This is a genomic window from Enterobacter cloacae complex sp. S2 (assembly GCF_015159675.1).
In the GTDB taxonomy this organism is placed as follows: domain Bacteria; phylum Pseudomonadota; class Gammaproteobacteria; order Enterobacterales; family Enterobacteriaceae; genus Enterobacter; species Enterobacter intestinihominis.
Map to the genome: position 1 here is coordinate 61,520 of NZ_JADDTS010000015.1, position 16,699 is coordinate 78,218.

At 58.8% G+C, this 16,699-nt stretch carries 15 protein-coding genes and 3 pseudogenes; 13 read left to right on the forward strand and 5 right to left on the reverse strand.

The genetic code is table 11. The features are described from left to right. Nucleotides 1-21: 21 nt before the first annotated feature. Nucleotides 22-1,308: a D-serine ammonia-lyase gene (gene dsdA / locus IPZ49_RS08000; RefSeq protein ID WP_063147018.1), complete on the reverse strand. Its 1,287-nt coding sequence runs from the start codon at nt 1,306-1,308 to the stop codon at nt 22-24. Between the two features lie 97 nt (nt 1,309-1,405). Between dsdA and IPZ49_RS08005 the strand changes: the two are divergent. Further along, a pseudogene (locus IPZ49_RS08005) lies at nt 1,406-2,491 on the forward strand (cellulase family glycosylhydrolase); the annotation flags it as partial. Here the strand turns inward: IPZ49_RS08005 and emrD are convergent. The 4 genes and pseudogenes from emrD to tisB form a co-directional block, all read right to left on the reverse strand. Then, nucleotides 2,397-3,581 (reverse strand): multidrug efflux MFS transporter EmrD, encoded by a 1,185-nt coding sequence (gene emrD, locus IPZ49_RS08010; RefSeq protein WP_023298963.1) that lies wholly within the window; start codon nt 3,579-3,581, stop codon nt 2,397-2,399. The pseudogene IPZ49_RS08005 and the gene emrD overlap by 95 nt on opposite strands. A 175-nt stretch (nt 3,582-3,756) precedes the next feature. Continuing rightward, nucleotides 3,757-4,175, reverse strand: a pseudogene (locus tag IPZ49_RS08015) (EamA family transporter). A gap of 63 nt (nt 4,176-4,238) precedes the next feature. Further along, a complete protein-coding gene (locus IPZ49_RS08020; RefSeq protein WP_022646550.1) occupies nt 4,239-4,685 on the reverse strand; it encodes a GNAT family N-acetyltransferase in 447 nt (148 codons plus the stop codon). 64 nt (nt 4,686-4,749) lie between these two features. Then, nucleotides 4,750-4,839, reverse strand: coding sequence for a type I toxin-antitoxin system toxin TisB (tisB, locus tag IPZ49_RS08025; protein WP_022646551.1), 90 nt, complete (start codon nt 4,837-4,839; stop codon nt 4,750-4,752). 486 nt (nt 4,840-5,325) lie between these two features. On the opposite strand from tisB, the pseudogene IPZ49_RS08030 reads away from it, so the two are divergent. From IPZ49_RS08030 to nepI, 12 genes and pseudogenes are all read left to right on the forward strand, one after another. After that, nucleotides 5,326-5,641: pseudogene (locus IPZ49_RS08030) on the forward strand (type II toxin-antitoxin system HigB family toxin). Then, a complete protein-coding gene (locus IPZ49_RS08035; protein ID WP_023305145.1) occupies nt 5,638-6,057 on the forward strand; it encodes a type II toxin-antitoxin system HigA family antitoxin in 420 nt (139 codons plus the stop codon). The pseudogene IPZ49_RS08030 and the gene IPZ49_RS08035 overlap by 4 nt, the downstream one beginning before the upstream one ends. Nucleotides 6,058-6,203: 146 nt before the next feature. Then, the gene (gene ivbL, locus IPZ49_RS08040) at nt 6,204-6,302 is read left to right on the forward strand and encodes an ilvB operon leader peptide IvbL (protein ID WP_057979964.1); all 99 of its coding nucleotides are present in this window, start codon (nt 6,204-6,206) and stop codon (nt 6,300-6,302) included. Nucleotides 6,303-6,531: 229 nt separating this feature from the next. Then, nucleotides 6,532-8,220: an acetolactate synthase large subunit gene (gene ilvB / locus IPZ49_RS08045; RefSeq protein WP_063147020.1), complete on the forward strand. Its 1,689-nt coding sequence runs from the start codon at nt 6,532-6,534 to the stop codon at nt 8,218-8,220. Nucleotides 8,221-8,223: 3 nt separating this feature from the next. Continuing rightward, a complete protein-coding gene (ilvN, locus tag IPZ49_RS08050; protein WP_010426528.1) occupies nt 8,224-8,511 on the forward strand; it encodes an acetolactate synthase small subunit in 288 nt (95 codons plus the stop codon). Between the two features lie 125 nt (nt 8,512-8,636). Beyond that, entirely contained in the window at nt 8,637-9,230 is a 594-nt protein-coding gene (gene uhpA / locus IPZ49_RS08055) for a transcriptional regulator UhpA (protein WP_022646555.1), read from the forward strand. Beyond that, complete coding sequence (uhpB, locus tag IPZ49_RS08060) at nt 9,227-10,732, forward strand: signal transduction histidine-protein kinase/phosphatase UhpB (RefSeq protein ID WP_063147021.1); 1,506 nt, start codon at nt 9,227-9,229, stop codon at nt 10,730-10,732. Before uhpA ends, uhpB begins: the two co-directional genes overlap by 4 nt. Then, nucleotides 10,725-12,035 carry an MFS transporter gene (locus IPZ49_RS08065; protein ID WP_038414992.1) on the forward strand — a complete coding sequence of 437 codons (1,311 nt, stop codon included), beginning with the start codon at nt 10,725-10,727 and terminating at the stop codon, nt 12,033-12,035. The genes uhpB and IPZ49_RS08065 overlap by 8 nt, the downstream gene beginning before the upstream one ends. Nucleotides 12,036-12,167: 132 nt before the next feature. Then, a complete protein-coding gene (gene uhpT, locus IPZ49_RS08070; RefSeq protein ID WP_023298970.1) occupies nt 12,168-13,559 on the forward strand; it encodes a hexose-6-phosphate:phosphate antiporter in 1,392 nt (463 codons plus the stop codon). A gap of 161 nt (nt 13,560-13,720) precedes the next feature. Then, nucleotides 13,721-14,725, forward strand: coding sequence for an alpha/beta fold hydrolase (locus IPZ49_RS08075; protein WP_023298971.1), 1,005 nt, complete (start codon nt 13,721-13,723; stop codon nt 14,723-14,725). A gap of 151 nt (nt 14,726-14,876) precedes the next feature. Next, complete coding sequence (locus IPZ49_RS08080) at nt 14,877-15,329, forward strand: DUF1198 domain-containing protein (RefSeq protein ID WP_014830062.1); 453 nt, start codon at nt 14,877-14,879, stop codon at nt 15,327-15,329. A 100-nt stretch (nt 15,330-15,429) separates the two neighbouring features. Then, nucleotides 15,430-16,620: a purine ribonucleoside efflux pump NepI gene (gene nepI / locus IPZ49_RS08085; RefSeq protein ID WP_023298972.1), complete on the forward strand. Its 1,191-nt coding sequence runs from the start codon at nt 15,430-15,432 to the stop codon at nt 16,618-16,620. The last annotated feature ends 79 nt before the right edge of the window (nt 16,621-16,699 follow it).

A 16,699-nucleotide genomic window follows, 5' to 3' on the forward strand; every position in this document is an offset into this window, starting at 1 on the left:
CGCAGCCGCCACCCGGCATATTTACTTCCCTTTCGCTAAATATTTCGCCATCTCGTCTTCCGGCACCATGCCGCCGCCGGTCGCCCAGACCAGGTGTGTAGTGTTAGCATTCGCCGTTATGCGTACCGGCCCAGCCATCCCCGCCAGCGCCGACGGCTCCAGACAAATGCCTTCTTCCTGCGCCAGCCAGCCGAGCAGGTCGTACATGCTTTGATCGGAGAGGGTATAGAACCCGTCAAGCAGACGCTCCATCGCGCGGCCCACGAAGCCGGACGCGCGACCTACCGCCAGACCGTCCGCCGCCGTCACGTTATCAATACCCAGATCCTGCACCGCGATTTCATCGTGCAGCCCGGTGTAAACGCCCAGCAGCATGCACGGGGAGTGCGTGGGCTCGGCGAAGAAACAGTGGACGTTATCGCCAAAGGCCAGCTTCAGGCCAAACGCCACGCCGCCGGGGCCGCCGCCGACGCCGCACGGCAGATAGACATTCAACGGATGTTCAGCATCCACCGCGCGCCCCTGCGCGGCAAACTGCGCTTTCAGGCGCTCACCTGCAACCGCATAGCCCAGGAACAGCGTGCGTGAGTTCTCATCGTCAATAAAGAAACAGTTTGGATCGCTTTCCGCCGCTTTGCGCCCTTGCTCCACCGCCACGCCATAATCCTGCTCATATTCCACGACGATCACGCCGTGGCTGCGCAGTTTGGCTTTCTTCCACTCGCGGGCGTCGGCGGACATATGCACCGTGACCTTAAAGCCGATGCGCGCGCTCATAATGCCGATGGACATCCCCAGGTTGCCGGTTGAACCCACCGCGATGATGTACTGGCTGAAGAAGGCTTTAAAGCGTGGCTCCAGCAGGATACTGTAATCATCTTCAACGCTCAGCAAACGGGCTTCCAGCGCCAGTTTTTCCGCGTGGGCCAGCACTTCATAGATACCGCCGCGCGCTTTAATGGAGCCGGAAATCGGCAGATGGCTGTCTTTTTTCAGCAGCAGCGTGCCTGGAATGGCCTTGCCGGACTCTTTCTCCAGCCGCTTTTGCATCGCCGGGATAGCGACCAGTTCGGATTCGATAATCCCGCCCGTTGCCGCCGTTTCCGGGAAGGCTTTCGCCAGATACGGCGCGAAGCGTTTCAGGCGCGCATGCGCGTCGTCCACGTCGGCTTTGGTCAGCCCGACATATGGCAACCCTTCCGCCAGCGTCGTGGTGTTCGGATTAAGCCAGGTGATCTCTTTCAGGGCAATCAAATCCGCCAGCAGCGGAAACCGGTCAATGAGGCCGGTCAGGTCAGTCGTTTTCATAATCTGTCTCAGAATTTAGTTCGTTTTGACTCTACACCAATTGTGAAAAAGCATGCTAAATACAGAGTAAAGCATTTGATTATTTGCAAGGGGCGTCGTGTTAAAGCCGTTAATTGTCACCGTGTTAGCGCTCGCTTCCGGCTGGGCCTGTGCCGCTGAGCCACCCCTGACGGCTGCCCGTTACGCGCAGATGTTGGGCGTCGGAATGGATGTCGACTGGGCCCGCACCGAGCGCGGTATACGCGAATTCGACCCGTTGGTGGTCCGTGATTTCCAGGCGAAAGGCATACATCATGTCCGTATTCGGGTGGCGGGCGAACCGACGGAAGCGCGGCTGATTCACCTGCGTAAGCTGGTGGAGGCTTGCGAGCAATACGGCGTCATCCCCATCATCGCCTATCAGGCCGATGAATATAAAAACGATCCGAAAGCGGATACCGAAAAAGCGGTGATCAACTGGTGGATTGCCGTGGCGCACTATTTTGGTCAGCGCTCGCCGTTGCTGGGGTTTGACCTGATCTACGAACCGGCGGACAAGCTCAACCACAACGTTGCTTCGCTCAACCGGGTGTATGAGAAAGCGATCAAAGACATTCACGCCATTGATGCCAGCCGCATGATTTTTATCGCCCCTCGTCTGCGCGCCGCGCCGGAGGATTTATCCAGCCTGAAGCTGCCCGCACACAGCCAGAATTACCTGCTGGCGGAATGGCATATTTTCCCCTGGGGTCCGCTGAAAACGAACGGCAAATACCCGTGGACGTCCGGAACCGCGGCTGAGAAAGCGGCTATCCGTAACCGAATCAATGCCGCGCTGCACTGGCAGCAAAAAACCGGGCACGTTAGCTGGGTCGGGGGCTGGGGCGTGGGGGAGTCAAACCACCTCACGCCAACCGCTTCGCAAATGGCCTTCGCCAACTTTATGGCCTGCGAGCTGCAAAAGGCGAAAATCCCGTATGCGCTTAACGCGGACCTCCAGTTTTACGACGGGGAAGAGGGCGCCTGGCGGCCTGCGCCAGAGCCGTTATTACAGGCGATGATTGCGCCCGTGTGTGAAAAGCCCGGCGAGAAGCCGGGCCATCATGCGGTTAAACCGGCTGTTCGTGATGCGGGACGCGCGACGCCAGCGGCAGCCAGCACAGCAAAATCAGCAGCCCCATCAGGGTCATCAGCAGGCCCAAACTCGCCTGCCCGGTCTGCGGCATCATAGCCGAAAGCCAGGCCAGCGCGCCGGAACCGATATTCTGTAAACCGCCGACCAGCGCGCCTGCCGTGCCCGCGAGGAACGGGAACGGCTCCATTGCGCCGCTGGTGGCGAGCGGGAACAGCATGCCCGCGCCGAAGAAGAACAGCGCCGCCGGGATGAGCAACGTCCAGACCGACATCACGTCAAACAGCCCCGGGATCCACATCATCAGCCCGGCCAGTAGACAGCTGATCACCGACTGCCACATCAGCGTAGAGAAGCGTTTGTTCGGACGTCCGGCGAACCATGCGCCGAAGAACGCCGCCGGGATCGGCAGAATAAACAAAATGCTCACCACCATGCTGCTCAGGCCAAGGCCTGCGCCCAGCAGCACGCCGGAACAGGCTTCAAACACCGCAATGCCCGCCAGGCCGCCGATTAGCATCAACAGATAACAGGTAAACGACCCATTACCGAACAGCGTTTTGTAGCTGGCGATGAGCTTCGTGCGCGGCGCGTCCTGCGGACGTGTTTCCGGCATCCAGCGCGCCATGCTGAAGGTGACAATAATGCACAGCACCAGCAGGAAGGCGTAACAGGCGCGCCAGGACCAGACGGTGTCCAGCAGACCCCCAATCAGCGGGGCGAGCAGCGGGCTGACCAGAATGCCCATATTTAACAGACTGTTGGCGTGGCGAAGTTGGGTGCCCTGGTACATATCACGCGGCAGGGTACGCGCCATGACCCCGCCGACGCCGGTGCCCACGCCCTGGAGGGCGCTGGCGGCAATCAGGATGGTCAGGCTGTGCGTAGTAATGGCAATCACCGTCGCCACCATGAAAATGCTCATGCCCACCAGAATGACCGGACGACGCCCGACGCGATCGGACAGGGGACCATAAACCAGCTGTGAAACGCCATAGGTCAGCAGGTAGGCTGCCATCACGCTCTGTACCGCACCTTCGCGGACGCTCAGATCTTTTGCCATATCGGCAATCGCCGGAATGTAGATGGTTTGCGCCATCTGCCCGACGGCCACCAGTAACACCAGCATCAACAATAAGTTCACGTTCCGTTGCTTTTTCATGTCGCTGAATACTTTTGCCAAAAGAGATAAATAAAGAATAAGTGACTACGCATTCCCATAAATGCGCGAGGAATCTACCACAGAGAGATGACAATTTAAGCATTACTGTGATGAATGACAGAAGGCGTGAAGGCAGGATTTGTAAACAAGATCGGCAACTAATGTTGCCAGCGAATTACGCCAGGCGCAGCAGGACCGCACCGGCTGCAATACCCAGCGCCGCCGCGATGCGCAGGCCCACAACCTTCTCTTTTAAAAGCACAAATGCGATGAATGCGCCGAAGAGAATTGAGGTTTCACGTAGTGCGGCGACCACCGCCAGCGGCGCCTGGGTCATCGCCCAGAGTGCCAGACCGTAAGATCCCATCGTCCCGACGCCGCCGAGCAGTGTAACGCACAGGAGACGAACAAATATGGCCAGCTTGCGGCAGTCGGCTGGGGAGAGAAAGGCAGTAAAATCAGGGCAATAAGCGCGGCTGAACCGCTGACCCCGATCGCCGAGTAGAGCTTGTCCGTTCCGGCTTTAACGATGGCGTTCCAGCTGGCATGCAGCAGTGCGGCGAACAGTAAAATGCAGAAAACGGTGATGGACATGGCGGATCGGTTGGTGAAATGTCATCCAACTGTAACATTCCCCCCGTCGAGGCTGCCAGCCGCTTACACTGCGCAAAAAAGGCGGTGCGTCACCCGGGGCTCGTCTGACACAAGCCTGAAGCCCGCCCGATGATAAAATCCGTACGCGGTTTCCGGCGCATGGGTATTAAGAAAATCAAACCAGATGCTGGCATCCGCCATCACCACGGTCAAAAGTTGTTTTCCAATCCCCATCCCACGGCACTTTTCGCTGACGTAGAGATGACGAATACGTCCGGCGCGCGGCTGCTGGCTGAATGGATCGCGATTTAGACCGCACACGCCCACCAGCCTGCCGTTAAGAAACGCACCCAGCAGCTTTTCACCCGGCGCGTTAAAGCGATTCTCACCGCGCTGCCAGTTCTCTTCCAGCCTGCGCAGCATATTGAAATTTAACGCGATACTCTCGGCCTTCAGGGCGATATAGCCCGGTTCATCAGGCGTAACAGGCTCAATTAACAGACGCGACATAGCATTCCCTCGTTATTAAAGAGGGGCGGTTGCCCGCCCCTCTCAGGTGCGACTTGAACCTGAATCACTTAACGTATTTCAGGACAGCATCAAGCAGTTGCAATACAGCAACAATGAGTTTGAGGACAAGTATGACCATATCCACGACGCTCATACGCGTCTCCTTTTGGTTAAAAGGAGCACGATGCTGGCGTACCTTTCCGCCGCCTGTGGCCAGCACCTGGATTGACGTAACACAGTGTGCTCACTTCAGGGGTTAAGGCACTGACGGCACCACCCGTTTCAGCCAGGACTTCGTTGCGCCGGTAAACTGCGGCCCCCTCGCTCACTGCGAACACCCTCAGTATAGATAAATACTGTATGCATGAACAGTATTTTATGGACAAATTTTGGAAGGCGATCCATACTCAAAAACGTCAAAATCCGTGCCGGAATTGCGCGTTCGTCTTCGATCGCGTATACTTTTTGCGTTGACGTAACACAGTGTGTTCTGCGGCGACCAACCGCAAAACCCTGATAAAAACCTCGCTTAGACGGGGTTTTTTGTTTTCTGACGAAGTGAAAATAGTATCCTCCGTTGACTTATTGGCAATAGGTGTTATCGCTGCCATAATGGCAACGGACGCGGCAGACAAGCAGGATGCATTTAATCTCAATGAAGGCAATTTTGGATGCGGTAAGCCAGTTCCCGCAACACAGAGAAGAGCTTCTCTTTTTAGAGACGAGTTATTGAAAAGAGCCACTGCCCGACGCCCGCTGCACTGAGAAAACTTTTCCCAACGCTGGATAACTTCAAGTATCTTGATAAGCATTATGTTATTGATATTGCAAATAACAATCTCAGAGTAGTGGCTCTCATATTCTTTGAAAGCCAAAAGTTTTATGTGCGCCATGTTTTTACTCATAAGGAATATGACCGTTTTACGGAGAAACATCGCACTAAGGGGAAGAAATGATGATCGTCGCTGATGCAATGAAAGCTACGCACGCCCTTGTTGCGGCCGTTCCTTTACTGGGTGAACAGCCGAGCGAGAAAGATTATAAGGATGCGCTTGAGCTGGTTGAGTATCTCCTTATGAACGAGCCCAATAGCCCCTTGCTGGATATTGTTTGCGCCAGAATTAGCCATTACGAAGCTAATCGGCCAGAGATAGTCGCATTACGCAAGGAGATGGAGTCCGTTCCCGTCGGAATTGCAGTTTTGAGAACCTTGATGGATCAATACAATCTGACGATATCGGATTTTAAGGATGAAATTGGTAGTAAATCGATGGTTTCACGGGTTCTGAATGGTCAGAGACAGCTTACTCTGAACCATATTAAAAAGCTGGCGGTCAGATTTGGGGTATCACCTGCGCTATTTATTGAGTGAGTAAAAACCCTTTATTGAGTGTCATCACCCAACAAACGAAACGTGATCCCTGACGCATTTTTGCGCAGTTGAAAATATTTCCATTGTCACATCCGAAAACCTGTGTTTGTATAAATTCTATCAATGATTCCAAACACAGGTCCCCAATGACTTCATCCATCTTCACTTCGACCCTACTAAAAACTGCGCAACCTGCCGCAGTGGTCGTCGTGCGTGTGGTGGTGGTCGTCGGCAATGCGCCGTAGGGACTGGATCAACACACGAATCCAAAACCCCGCCGGCGCAAACCGGGCGGGGTTTTTCGTTTAGGACCCCTCCCGGATACGCTAAGTAGTTCGGGTTGCAGGAAGGCGGCAAGTGAGCGAATCCCCAGGAGCGTACATAGGTACGTGACTGGGGTGAGGGAACGCAGCCAACGCATCTGCAACCTGAAATACGACGCGTAAAGCTGGCCCAGAAGAAAAGGACTGGAGCATGGCAAGTTCGGGCACAACATCCACAAAAACGCGTTTTACAGGCGCGCAGCTGATTGTTCATTTACTGGAACGACAGGGCATCACCACCGTTGCGGGCATCCCGGGTGGGACCGTGCTGCCGCTGTATGATGCGTTAAGCCAAAGCACACAGATCCGCCACGTGCTGGCGCGCCACGAGCAGGGCGCAGGCTTTATCGCTCAGGGCATGGCGCGTACCCAGGGTAAACCAGCGGTCTGTATGGCCTGCAGCGGGCCGGGCGCCACTAACCTGGTGACCGCCATCGCCGATGCGCGCCTCGACTCCATTCCGCTGATCTGCATTACCGGCCAGGTGCCGTCCTCGATGATCGGTACCGATGCGTTCCAGGAAGTGGATACCTACGGTATCTCTATCCCCATCACCAAACATAACTATTTAGTTCGCGATATCAGCGAGCTGCCTCAGGTGATCAGCGATGCGTTTCGCATTGCCCAGTCTGGCCGCCCGGGTCCGGTGTGGATAGACATTCCTAAGGATGTCCAGACCGCAGAAATTGAGATCGACGTGCTGCCGGAGCCGGGCGAGCGTGCCCCGGTGCCGGAATTCAGCGCTGAGAGCGTGCGCGATGCCGCCGCCATGATTAACGCGGCGAAACGCCCGGTGCTCTATCTGGGCGGCGGGGCGATCAACGCCGCGGATGAAATCCGTCAGTTCGCTGAAAAAGCCAGCCTGCCTACCACCATGACCCTGATGGCGCTCGGCATGCTGCCAAAAGCGCACCCGCTCTCTCTCGGCATGCTGGGCATGCACGGCGCGCGCAGCACCAACTACATCCTGCAAGAGGCGGATTTGCTGATTGTTATGGGGGCGCGTTTTGATGACCGGGCGATCGGCAAAACCGAGGAGTTCTGCCCGAACGCCAAAATCATTCACGTGGATATCGACCGCGCCGAGCTGGGTAAAATCAAGCAGCCGCACGTGGCGATTCAGGGCGACGTGGCCGAGGTGCTGGCACAGCTGATCCCACAGACGGAGGCAACCGACCGCGCCGACTGGCGCCAGCTGGTGGCCGATCTGCAACGCGAGTTCCCGGGCGCTATCCCAACCGAGGGTGACCCGCTGAGCCACTATGGTCTTATCAACGCCGTTGCCGCCTGCGTGGATGACAGCGCGATTATCACCACCGACGTCGGCCAGCATCAGATGTGGACCGCCCAGGCGTATCCGCTTAACCGCCCGCGCCAGTGGCTGACCTCCGGCGGCCTTGGCACCATGGGCTTCGGCCTGCCAGCAGCGGTTGGCGCGGCGCTCGCCAACCCGGACCGTAAGGTGATCTGCTTCTCCGGTGACGGCAGCCTGATGATGAACATTCAGGAGATGGCGACGGCAGCCGAAAACCAGTTAGACGTCAAAATCATTCTGATGAACAACGAGGCGCTGGGCCTGGTACACCAGCAGCAGAGTCTGTTCTACAAGCAGGGCGTGTTTGCGGCGACCTATCCGGGGATGATCAACTTCATGCAGATTGCCGCTGGTTTTGGCCTGCACACCTGCGATCTGAACGCCGAAGAAGATGCCCACGCGGCGTTGCAGGATGCGATTTCTCGCCCTGGCCCGGCGCTGATCCACGTGCGTATCGACGCGCAACAAAAAGTGTATCCGATGGTGCCGCCGGGTGCGGCCAATACTGAGATGGTGGGGGAATAAGCCATGCAGAAACAACATGATAACGTCATTCTGGAACTCACCGTCCGCAACCACCCTGGCGTCATGACCCACGTCTGCGGGCTGTTTGCCCGACGGGCGTTTAACGTGGAAGGCATTCTGTGCCTGCCGATTCAGGGCAGCGAGCACAGCCGCATCTGGCTACTGGTGAACGACGACCAGCGTCTGGAGCAGATGATGGCGCAGATCGACAAGCTGGAAGATGTCACCAAAGTGGCACGCAACCAGTCCGATCCCACCATGTTTAACAAAATTGCGGTGTTTTTCGAGTAAATCACTTAAGGTAAAAGGCTTTTGCCGGATGGCGCTGCGCTTATCCAGCCTGCAAGGACGTTACACGTAGGCCGGATAAGGCGTTTACGCCGCCATCCGGCGTGTTCACGCATCAGGATCAAACCATGACCACCATCGCCCTTATCGACGACCACCTTATCGTCCGCTCCGGCTTTGCCCAGCTTTTAAACCTCGAACCGGATTTTCAGGTCGTGGCCGAGTTTGGCTCCGGCCGCGAGGCGCTGGCGGGCCTGCCGGGACGCGGGGTGCAGGTCTGTATCTGCGACATCTCAATGCCGGATCTCTCCGGGCTGGAGCTGTTAAGCCAGCTGCCGAAAGGGATGGCGACCATTATGCTCTCCGTCCACGACAGCCCGGCGCTGGTCGAGCAGGCGCTCAACGCGGGCGCGCGCGGCTTCCTCTCTAAACGCTGTAGCCCCGACGAGCTGATTGCCGCCGTGCGCACCGTCTCCACCGGCGGCTGCTACCTGACGCCGGATATCGCCATCAAGCTGGCGGCGGGACGGCAGGATCCGCTCACCAGGCGCGAGCGTCAGGTGGCAGAGAAACTTGCCCAGGGCATGTCGGTAAAAGAGATTGCCGCGGAGCTGGATCTGTCCCCGAAAACCGTGCATGTTCATCGCGCCAACCTGATGGAAAAACTCAACGTCAGTAACGATGTCGAGCTGGCGCGCCGTATGTTTGACAGCTGGCAATGAGTCCCGTTTTTTCACGGCTGATCGCCGTCGTCGCCAGCTTTTTTATCTTCTCCGCCGCATGGTTCTGCCTGTGGAGCATCAGCCTGCATCTGGTGGAACGCCCGGAGCTGGCGGTGCTGCTGTTCCCCTTTGGCCTGCGTCTGGGACTGATGCTTCAGTGCCCGCGCGGCTACTGGCCCGTTTTGCTGGGCGCAGAGTGGCTGATGCTGATCTGGCTGGCGCAGGAAGTGGCGCTGGCGCATCTGCCCTTATTGATGACCGGAAGCCTGCTCACGCTTATCCCGGTCGCCCTGATTTCCCGCTACCGTCACCAGCGCGACTGGCGCACGCTGCTGCGTCAGGGGGCGGCGCTGATTGCCGCCGCGCTGTTGCAGTCCCTGCCGTGGGTGGGTGAAAAGGAGGGGCTCAACGCCCTGCTGCTGACCCTCACCGGCGGCCTGACGCTGGCACCGACCTGCCTGGTTTTCTGGCACTACCTCACCAGCACCGTCTGGCAGCCGCTCGGCCCGGCGCTGGTCTCCCAGCCGGTGAACTGGCGCGCCCGGCACCTGATCTGGTATCTGCTCCTGTTTGTGGTGAGCCTGTGGTTGCAGCTTGGTCTGCCCGCTGAATTATCACGCTTCACGCCGTTTTGTCTGGCGCTGCCGATCATCGCCCTTGCCTGGCACTACGGCTGGCAGGGGGCACTGATCGCGACCCTAATGAACGCCATCGCGCTGATCGCCAGCCAGACCTGGCACGATCATCCGGTAGATCTGCTGCTCTCGCTGCTGGCCCAGAGCCTGACCGGGCTGCTGCTGGGGGCGGGCATCCAGCGCCTGCGCGAGCTGAACCAGTCTCTGCAAGCCGAGCTGGCGCGCAATCGCCGTCTGGCGGAGCGTCTGCTGGAGACGGAAGAGAGCGTGCGCCAGGAGGTTGCCCGCGAGCTGCACGATGACATCGGCCAGACCATCACTGCCATCCGCACCCAGGCGGGCATTGTCCAGCGCCTGGCGGCAGAAAACACGGGTGTGAAGCAGGGCGGGGCGCATATCGAACAGCTTTCGCTGGGTGTCTATGACTCCGTTCGCCGCCTGTTAGGGCGGCTGCGCCCGCGCCAGCTTGACGATCTGTCCCTGGAGCAGGCGGTGCGTTCCCTGATGCGCGAGATGGAGCTGGAAAGCCGCGGGATAGTCAGCCATCTCGACTGGCGCATCAATGAAGCTACCCTGAGCGAAGGTCAGCGCGTGACGCTGTTCCGCGTCTGTCAGGAGGGGCTGAACAACATCGTCAAACACGCCAGTGCCAGCGCGGTCACGATCCAGGGCTGGCAGCAGGACGAGCGCCTGATGCTGGTGATTGAAGACGACGGCTGCGGCCTGCCGCCGGGATCCGGCCAACAGGGCTTTGGCCTGGCGGGCATGCGCGAGCGCGTGAAGGCGCTGGGCGGCACGCTGACGATCTCCTGCACCCACGGGACGCGCGTCAGCGTCAGTTTGCCGCTAAGGACGCACCATGTTTAAAACCCCGGCCAGCGCCGCCCCGCTAGGCAACAAAGCGGAAATCGACGCCCGCTATCGCTACTGGCGACGTCATATCCTGGTCACTATCTGGCTCGGCTACGCGCTGTTCTACTTCACCCGCAAAAGCTTCAACGCCGCCGCGCCGGAGATCCTCGCCAGCGGCGTGATGGCGCGCACCGACATCGGCCTGCTGGCGACGCTGTTTTACATCACCTACGGTCTGTCGAAGTTCTTCTCCGGCATCGTCAGCGACCGCTCCAATGCGCGCTATTTCATGGGCGTTGGGCTGATCGCCACCGGCGTGGTGAACATCCTGTTTGGCTTCTCCACCTCGCTCTGGGCCTTCGCCCTGCTGTGGGCGCTGAACGCCTTCTTCCAGGGCTGGGGCGCGCCGGTCTGCGCCCGCCTGCTCACCGCCTGGTACTCACGCAACGAGCGCGGCGGCTGGTGGGCGATATGGAATACCGCGCATAACGTCGGCGGGGCGCTGATCCCGATGGTGGTGGGGGCTGCCGCGCTGCACTACGGCTGGCGTGCGGGGATGATGATTGCCGGTGGCCTGGCAATTATCGCCGGGCTGTTCCTCTGCTGGCGCCTGCGCGACAGGCCGCAAACCGTCGGCCTTCCACCGGTGGGCGACTGGCGGCACGACGAGATGGAGATCGCCCAGCAGCAGGAGGGGGCCGGGCTGTCCCGCCAGCAGATCCTCACCAAATACGTACTGAAAAACCCCTACATCTGGCTGCTATCGCTCTGCTACGTGCTGGTCTACGTGGTGCGCGCGGCCATCAACGACTGGGGCAACCTGTACATGTCCGAGACGCTCGGTGTGGATCTGGTGACCGCCAACTCGGCGGTGACCATGTTTGAACTGGGCGGGTTTATCGGCGCGCTGGTGGCGGGCTGGGGCTCGGACAAGCTCTTCAACGGCAACCGCGGGCCGATGAACCTGATTTTCGCCGCCGGAATTTTGCTCTCCGTCGGCTCGCTGTGGCTGATGCCGTTCGCCAGCTACGTGATGCAGGCGGCGTGCTTCTTCACCATCGGTTTTTTCGTCTTTGGCCCGCAGATGCTGATCGGCATGGCGGCGGCAGAGTGCTCCCACAAAGAGGCGGCAGGCGCGGCGACGGGCTTTGTCGGGCTGTTTGCCTACCTCGGCGCATCGCTCTCCGGCTGGCCACTGGCGCGGGTGATCGACATCTGGCACTGGAGCGGGTTCTTCGCGGTGATCGCCATCGCGGCGGGCATCTCCGCCCTGCTGTTGCTGCCGTTTTTGCACGCGCAGGCACCGCGCGAAGCGTGACGCGCCTCACCTTTTGCTGTCGAGTCGCGCAAAACTAAGAAATTTTCCCGGTTTCACCTGGACGCTGTCTCAGGCATCTCTCCTGGCTGGTTTTTACAATGCTGCAAAAATCAGCTCAGGAGTAACTCAGTCATGCTGGCCTTCTTAAATCAGGTGCGCAAGCCGACCCTGGATCTGCCGCTCGACGTGCGGCGCAAAATGTGGTTCAAACCGTTCATGCAGTCCTATCTGGTGGTCTTCATCGGCTACCTGACTATGTACCTGATCCGCAAAAACTTTAACATCGCGCAGAACGACATGATCTCCACCTACGGGCTGAGCATGACGCAGTTGGGGATGATTGGCCTGGGCTTCTCCATCACCTATGGCGTGGGGAAAACTGTCGTTTCCTACTATGCGGACGGCAAAAACACCAAGCAGTTCCTGCCGTTTATGCTGATCCTCTCTGCCATCTGTATGCTCGGCTTCAGCGCCAGCATGGGCGCGGGCTCCGTCAGCCTGTTCCTGATGATCGCCTTTTACGCCCTGAGCGGTTTCTTCCAGAGCACCGGCGGGTCGTGCAGCTACTCCACCATCACCAAATGGACGCCGCGCCGCAAGCGGGGGTCGTACCTCGGCATGTGGAACATCTCCCACAACCTCGGCGGAGCGGGTGCGGCAGGCGTGGCGCTGTTCGGCGCGAACTACCTGTTCGACGGTCACGTCATCGGCATGTTTATCTTCCCATCGATTATTGCCCTGATTGTTGGCTTTATCGGCCTGCGCTACGGCAGCGATTCCCCGGAGTCGTACGGCCTCGGCAAAGCCGAAGAGCTGTTCGGGGAAGAGATCAGCGAAGAGGACAAAGAGACCGAAGAAAACGAGATGTCCAAATGGCAGATCTTTGTTGAGTACGTGCTGAAAAACAAAGTGATTTGGCTGCTCTGTTTCTCGAACATCTTCCTGTACGTGGTGCGCATTGGTATCGACCAGTGGTCCACCGTGTATGCCTTCCAGGAGCTGAAGCTTTCTAAAGAAGTGGCGATTCAGGGCTTCACCCTGTTTGAAGTGGGCGCGCTGGTCGGCACGCTGCTGTGGGGATGGCTCTCCGACCTCGCCAATGGCCGCCGCGCGCTGGTGGCCTGCGTCGCGCTGGCGCTGATTATCGCCACCCTTGGCGTCTACCAGCACGCCAGCAACCAGTACATTTACCTGGCGTCCCTGTTCGCGCTCGGCTTCCTGGTGTTTGGTCCGCAATTACTGATCGGTGTGGCGGCAGTGGGCTTCGTCCCGAAAAAAGCGATCGGCGCCGCCGATGGGATTAAGGGCACCTTCGCCTACCTGATCGGCGACAGCTTCGCCAAGCTGGGTCTGGGGATGATCGCCGACGGCACGCCGATTTTCGGCCTTACCGGCTGGGCGGGCACCTTCGCCGCGCTGGATGCCGCCGCGATTGGCTGTATCGTCCTGATGGCGATGGTTGCGGTGCTGGAAGAGCGTAAGATCCGCCGTGAGAATCGTGCGCAGAAATTAAAAGTAGCCTGAGTGTGCAGGTAACTTCTTTGCCCGGTGTGTGATGCCGGGCTTTTTTATTTTGCACGGCCTACCTTTACTCCGCTTTACACACTCGCTCCTCTCTATGCTCTACAGTGTTTTTGCTGCCGCCTTTCGTGCAGCCTTAGCCCTTTTGCTAACGGAGAGCTTGCATGTTAACCCGACGATTATCCTGCCTTGCGCTGCTGATGGCGCTGGCGTCCCCCGCAATGGCCGCGGATGCCCCCACCTACGGCGAGAAGCTGGAAGGTTTTGACTACGGCTGGCCGGTAAAACACTTTACCTTTACCTCGCAGAACCAGCCTCTGGATATGGCTTACCTGGACGTGAAACCGGAAAAACCCAACGGCCGCACCGTGGTGCTGATGCACGGCAAAAACTTCTGTGCTGGCACCTGGGACGGCACTATCCGCGCGCTGTCGGCCGGTGGGTATCGCGTGATCGCCCCTGACCAGATTGGTTTTTGTAAATCCACCAAGCCGGAGCATTACCAGTACACCTTCCAGCAACTGGCGGATAACACCCACGCGCTGCTGAAAACGCTGGGCGTCGAGCGCGTGACGGTTATAGGACATTCGACCGGCGGCATGCTGGCAACCCGCTATGCGTTGATGTGGCCGCAGCAGGTAGAGCAGCTGGTGATGGTGAACCCGATTGGTCTGGAAGACTGGAAAGCGCGCGGCGTGCCGCATATTACGGTCGACCAGTGGTACCAGCGCGAGCTGAAAGTTAGCGCCGACGGTATTCGTCAGTACGAGAAAAACACCTACTACGCCGGGGAGTGGAAACCGGAGTACGAGCGCTGGGTCACTATGCTCGCCGGGCTGAACAACGGGCCGGGTAAAGCGCGCGTGGCGTGGAACTCGGCGCTGCTCTACGACATGATTTATACCCAGCCGGTTGTCTATGAATTTAGCGAGCTGAAGATGCCGGTATTATTGATGATCGGCACGAAGGACAACACTGCCATCGGGAAAGATCTCGCCCCACCGGAGATCCGCAAGACGCTCGGCAATTACGCGGTGCTGGGCAAAGAGACGGCGAAGCGCATTCCGCACGCGACGCTGGTCGAGTTTAACGACATGGGCCACGCGCCGCAGATGCAGGATCCTGAACGTTTCCACGACGCGCTGCTGAAAGGGCTTCAGGCGCGCTGACGGGTCTCCAGCAACAGCCCGCGCAGCCACGCCTGCGCGGGATTGCTTTCATCGCAATTATCCAGCTTTTTTCGGTTCACTATTCTGGCCGTTCCCGCTGTTGACGCGCTGCGTTTCCCGCTATGATGGGCGGCTAGTCTAAGGAGAACGCATGGTCTGGATAATGCTGGCAACGCTTGCCGTGGTATTTGTGGTTGGATTTCGTGTCCTGACCTCAGACTCCCGCCGCGCCATCAAACGTTTAAGCGAGCGGCTGGGCATCACCCCGATGCCGGTCGAGTCGATGATCGATCAGTTCGGTAAAACGCCGGGCAATGAGTTTATCCGCTACCTTGAGCGCCCCGACGAGGCGCATCTGCAAAATGCGGCGCAGGTGCTACTCATCTGGCAGGTCTGCATTGTCGACGGCAGTGAAGAGAATCTGCATACCTGGCACCGTATGCTGCGTAAAGCCCGCCTTGCCGCACCCATTACCGATGCGCAAATTCGACTGGCACTTGGCTTTATGCGCGAAATGGAGCCCGATCCGCAGGAGCTGAACGCCTTCCAGCTGCGCTATAACCAGCTATTTCTGCCGGAAGAAGGTGTGTTTTATCTGCACTGATCCCCTCTAAAACCACAAAAGTTGTCAAATCGTTAAATCCGTCACACTTTTGATGATAAACTGCGCGACTTTTCCGCACGTTTTAATCTCAGGTGATGCCATGACAGAACATATCCAGCCCACGACTCCGCCGCAGGCCAAAGAGGTGTCTCGCCCCAACTGGTCGGCGGTTTTCTCCGTGGCGTTCTGCGTCGCCTGCCTGATTACCGTTGAGTTTCTGCCGGTCAGCCTGCTGACGCCGATGGCGCAGGATCTGGGCATTTCCGAAGGCGTGGCGGGGCAGTCCGTTACCGTCACCGCCTTTGTGGCGATGTTCGCCAGCCTGTTTATCACCCAGGCGATTGGCACCATTGACCGTCGTAAAGTGGTCATTCTGTTCAGCGTGCTGCTGACGCTCTCCTGCCTGCTGGTCTCTTTCGCTGAAAGCTTCACCCTGCTGCTGCTGGGTCGCGCCTGCCTGGGGCTGGGGTTAGGCGGCTTCTGGGCGATGTCGGCCTCGCTGACCATGCGCCTGGTGCCCGCGCGCACCGTGCCAAAAGCGCTGTCCGTTATCTTCGGCGCGGTCTCTATTGCGCTGGTGATTGCCGCGCCGCTGGGCAGCTTCCTTGGTGGGATTATCGGCTGGCGTAACGTCTTTAACGCGGCGGCAGTGATGGGCGTGCTGTGCATTATCTGGGTGTGGAAAGCGCTACCGTCTCTGCCGGGTGAAGCGGCGCACCACAAACAGAACATGTTCGCGCTGCTCAAGCGTCCGGGCGTGCTGGCGGGGATGACCGCCATCTTCATGGCCTTTGCCGGGCAGTTTGCCTTCTTTACCTATATTCGCCCGGTGTATATGACCATGGCGGGCTTTGACGTGGATGGCCTGACGCTGGTGCTGCTGAGCTTCGGTATCGCCAGCTTCGTCGGCACCTCACTGTCGTCTCAGTTCCTGAAGCGCTCCCTGAAGGTGGCGCTGGCGGGTGCGCCGCTGGTGCTGGCGATCAGTGCCGCGGTGCTGGTGCTGTGGGGCAGCGACAAGTGGGTCGCATCGGCGATTGCGATTGTCTGGGGCTTTGCCTTTGCGCTGGTGCCGGTGGGCTGGTCGACGTGGATCACCCGCTCGCTTGCCGATCAGGCGGAAAAAGCCGGGTCGATTCAGGTGGCGGTGATCCAGCTGGCGAACACCTGCGGCGCGGCGGTGGGCGGCGTAGCGCTCGACCATCTGGGGCTGACGTCACCGCTGGTGATCTCCGGTACGCTGATGCTGCTGACCGCGCTGCTGGTGGCGGGGAAGGTTAAGGCGAAGTAGTCAATTTTCCCCCTCACCCTAACCCTCTCCCCGCAGGGGAGAGGGGACTGCTCGGTGCTGTCTTTTCACTCTCGCCCCT

Excerpts from the sequence above, each read along its gene's own strand:
- dsdA (WP_063147018.1), bottom strand. The coding sequence starts at position 1,308 with ATGAAAACGACTGACCTGACCGGCCTCATTGACCGGTTTCCGCTGCTG.
- emrD (WP_023298963.1), bottom strand. The coding sequence starts at position 3,581 with ATGAAAAAGCAACGGAACGTGAACTTATTGTTGATGCTGGTGTTACTG.
- IPZ49_RS08020 (WP_022646550.1), bottom strand. The coding sequence starts at position 4,685 with ATGTCGCGTCTGTTAATTGAGCCTGTTACGCCTGATGAACCGGGCTAT.
- tisB (WP_022646551.1), bottom strand. The coding sequence starts at position 4,839 with ATGAGCGTCGTGGATATGGTCATACTTGTCCTCAAACTCATTGTTGCT.
- IPZ49_RS08035 (WP_023305145.1), top strand. The coding sequence starts at position 5,638 with ATGATGATCGTCGCTGATGCAATGAAAGCTACGCACGCCCTTGTTGCG.
- ivbL (WP_057979964.1), top strand. The coding sequence starts at position 6,204 with ATGACTTCATCCATCTTCACTTCGACCCTACTAAAAACTGCGCAACCT.
- ilvB (WP_063147020.1), top strand. The coding sequence starts at position 6,532 with ATGGCAAGTTCGGGCACAACATCCACAAAAACGCGTTTTACAGGCGCG.
- ilvN (WP_010426528.1), top strand. The coding sequence starts at position 8,224 with ATGCAGAAACAACATGATAACGTCATTCTGGAACTCACCGTCCGCAAC.
- uhpA (WP_022646555.1), top strand. The coding sequence starts at position 8,637 with ATGACCACCATCGCCCTTATCGACGACCACCTTATCGTCCGCTCCGGC.
- uhpB (WP_063147021.1), top strand. The coding sequence starts at position 9,227 with ATGAGTCCCGTTTTTTCACGGCTGATCGCCGTCGTCGCCAGCTTTTTT.
- IPZ49_RS08065 (WP_038414992.1), top strand. The coding sequence starts at position 10,725 with ATGTTTAAAACCCCGGCCAGCGCCGCCCCGCTAGGCAACAAAGCGGAA.
- uhpT (WP_023298970.1), top strand. The coding sequence starts at position 12,168 with ATGCTGGCCTTCTTAAATCAGGTGCGCAAGCCGACCCTGGATCTGCCG.
- IPZ49_RS08075 (WP_023298971.1), top strand. The coding sequence starts at position 13,721 with ATGTTAACCCGACGATTATCCTGCCTTGCGCTGCTGATGGCGCTGGCG.
- IPZ49_RS08080 (WP_014830062.1), top strand. The coding sequence starts at position 14,877 with ATGGTCTGGATAATGCTGGCAACGCTTGCCGTGGTATTTGTGGTTGGA.
- nepI (WP_023298972.1), top strand. The coding sequence starts at position 15,430 with ATGACAGAACATATCCAGCCCACGACTCCGCCGCAGGCCAAAGAGGTG.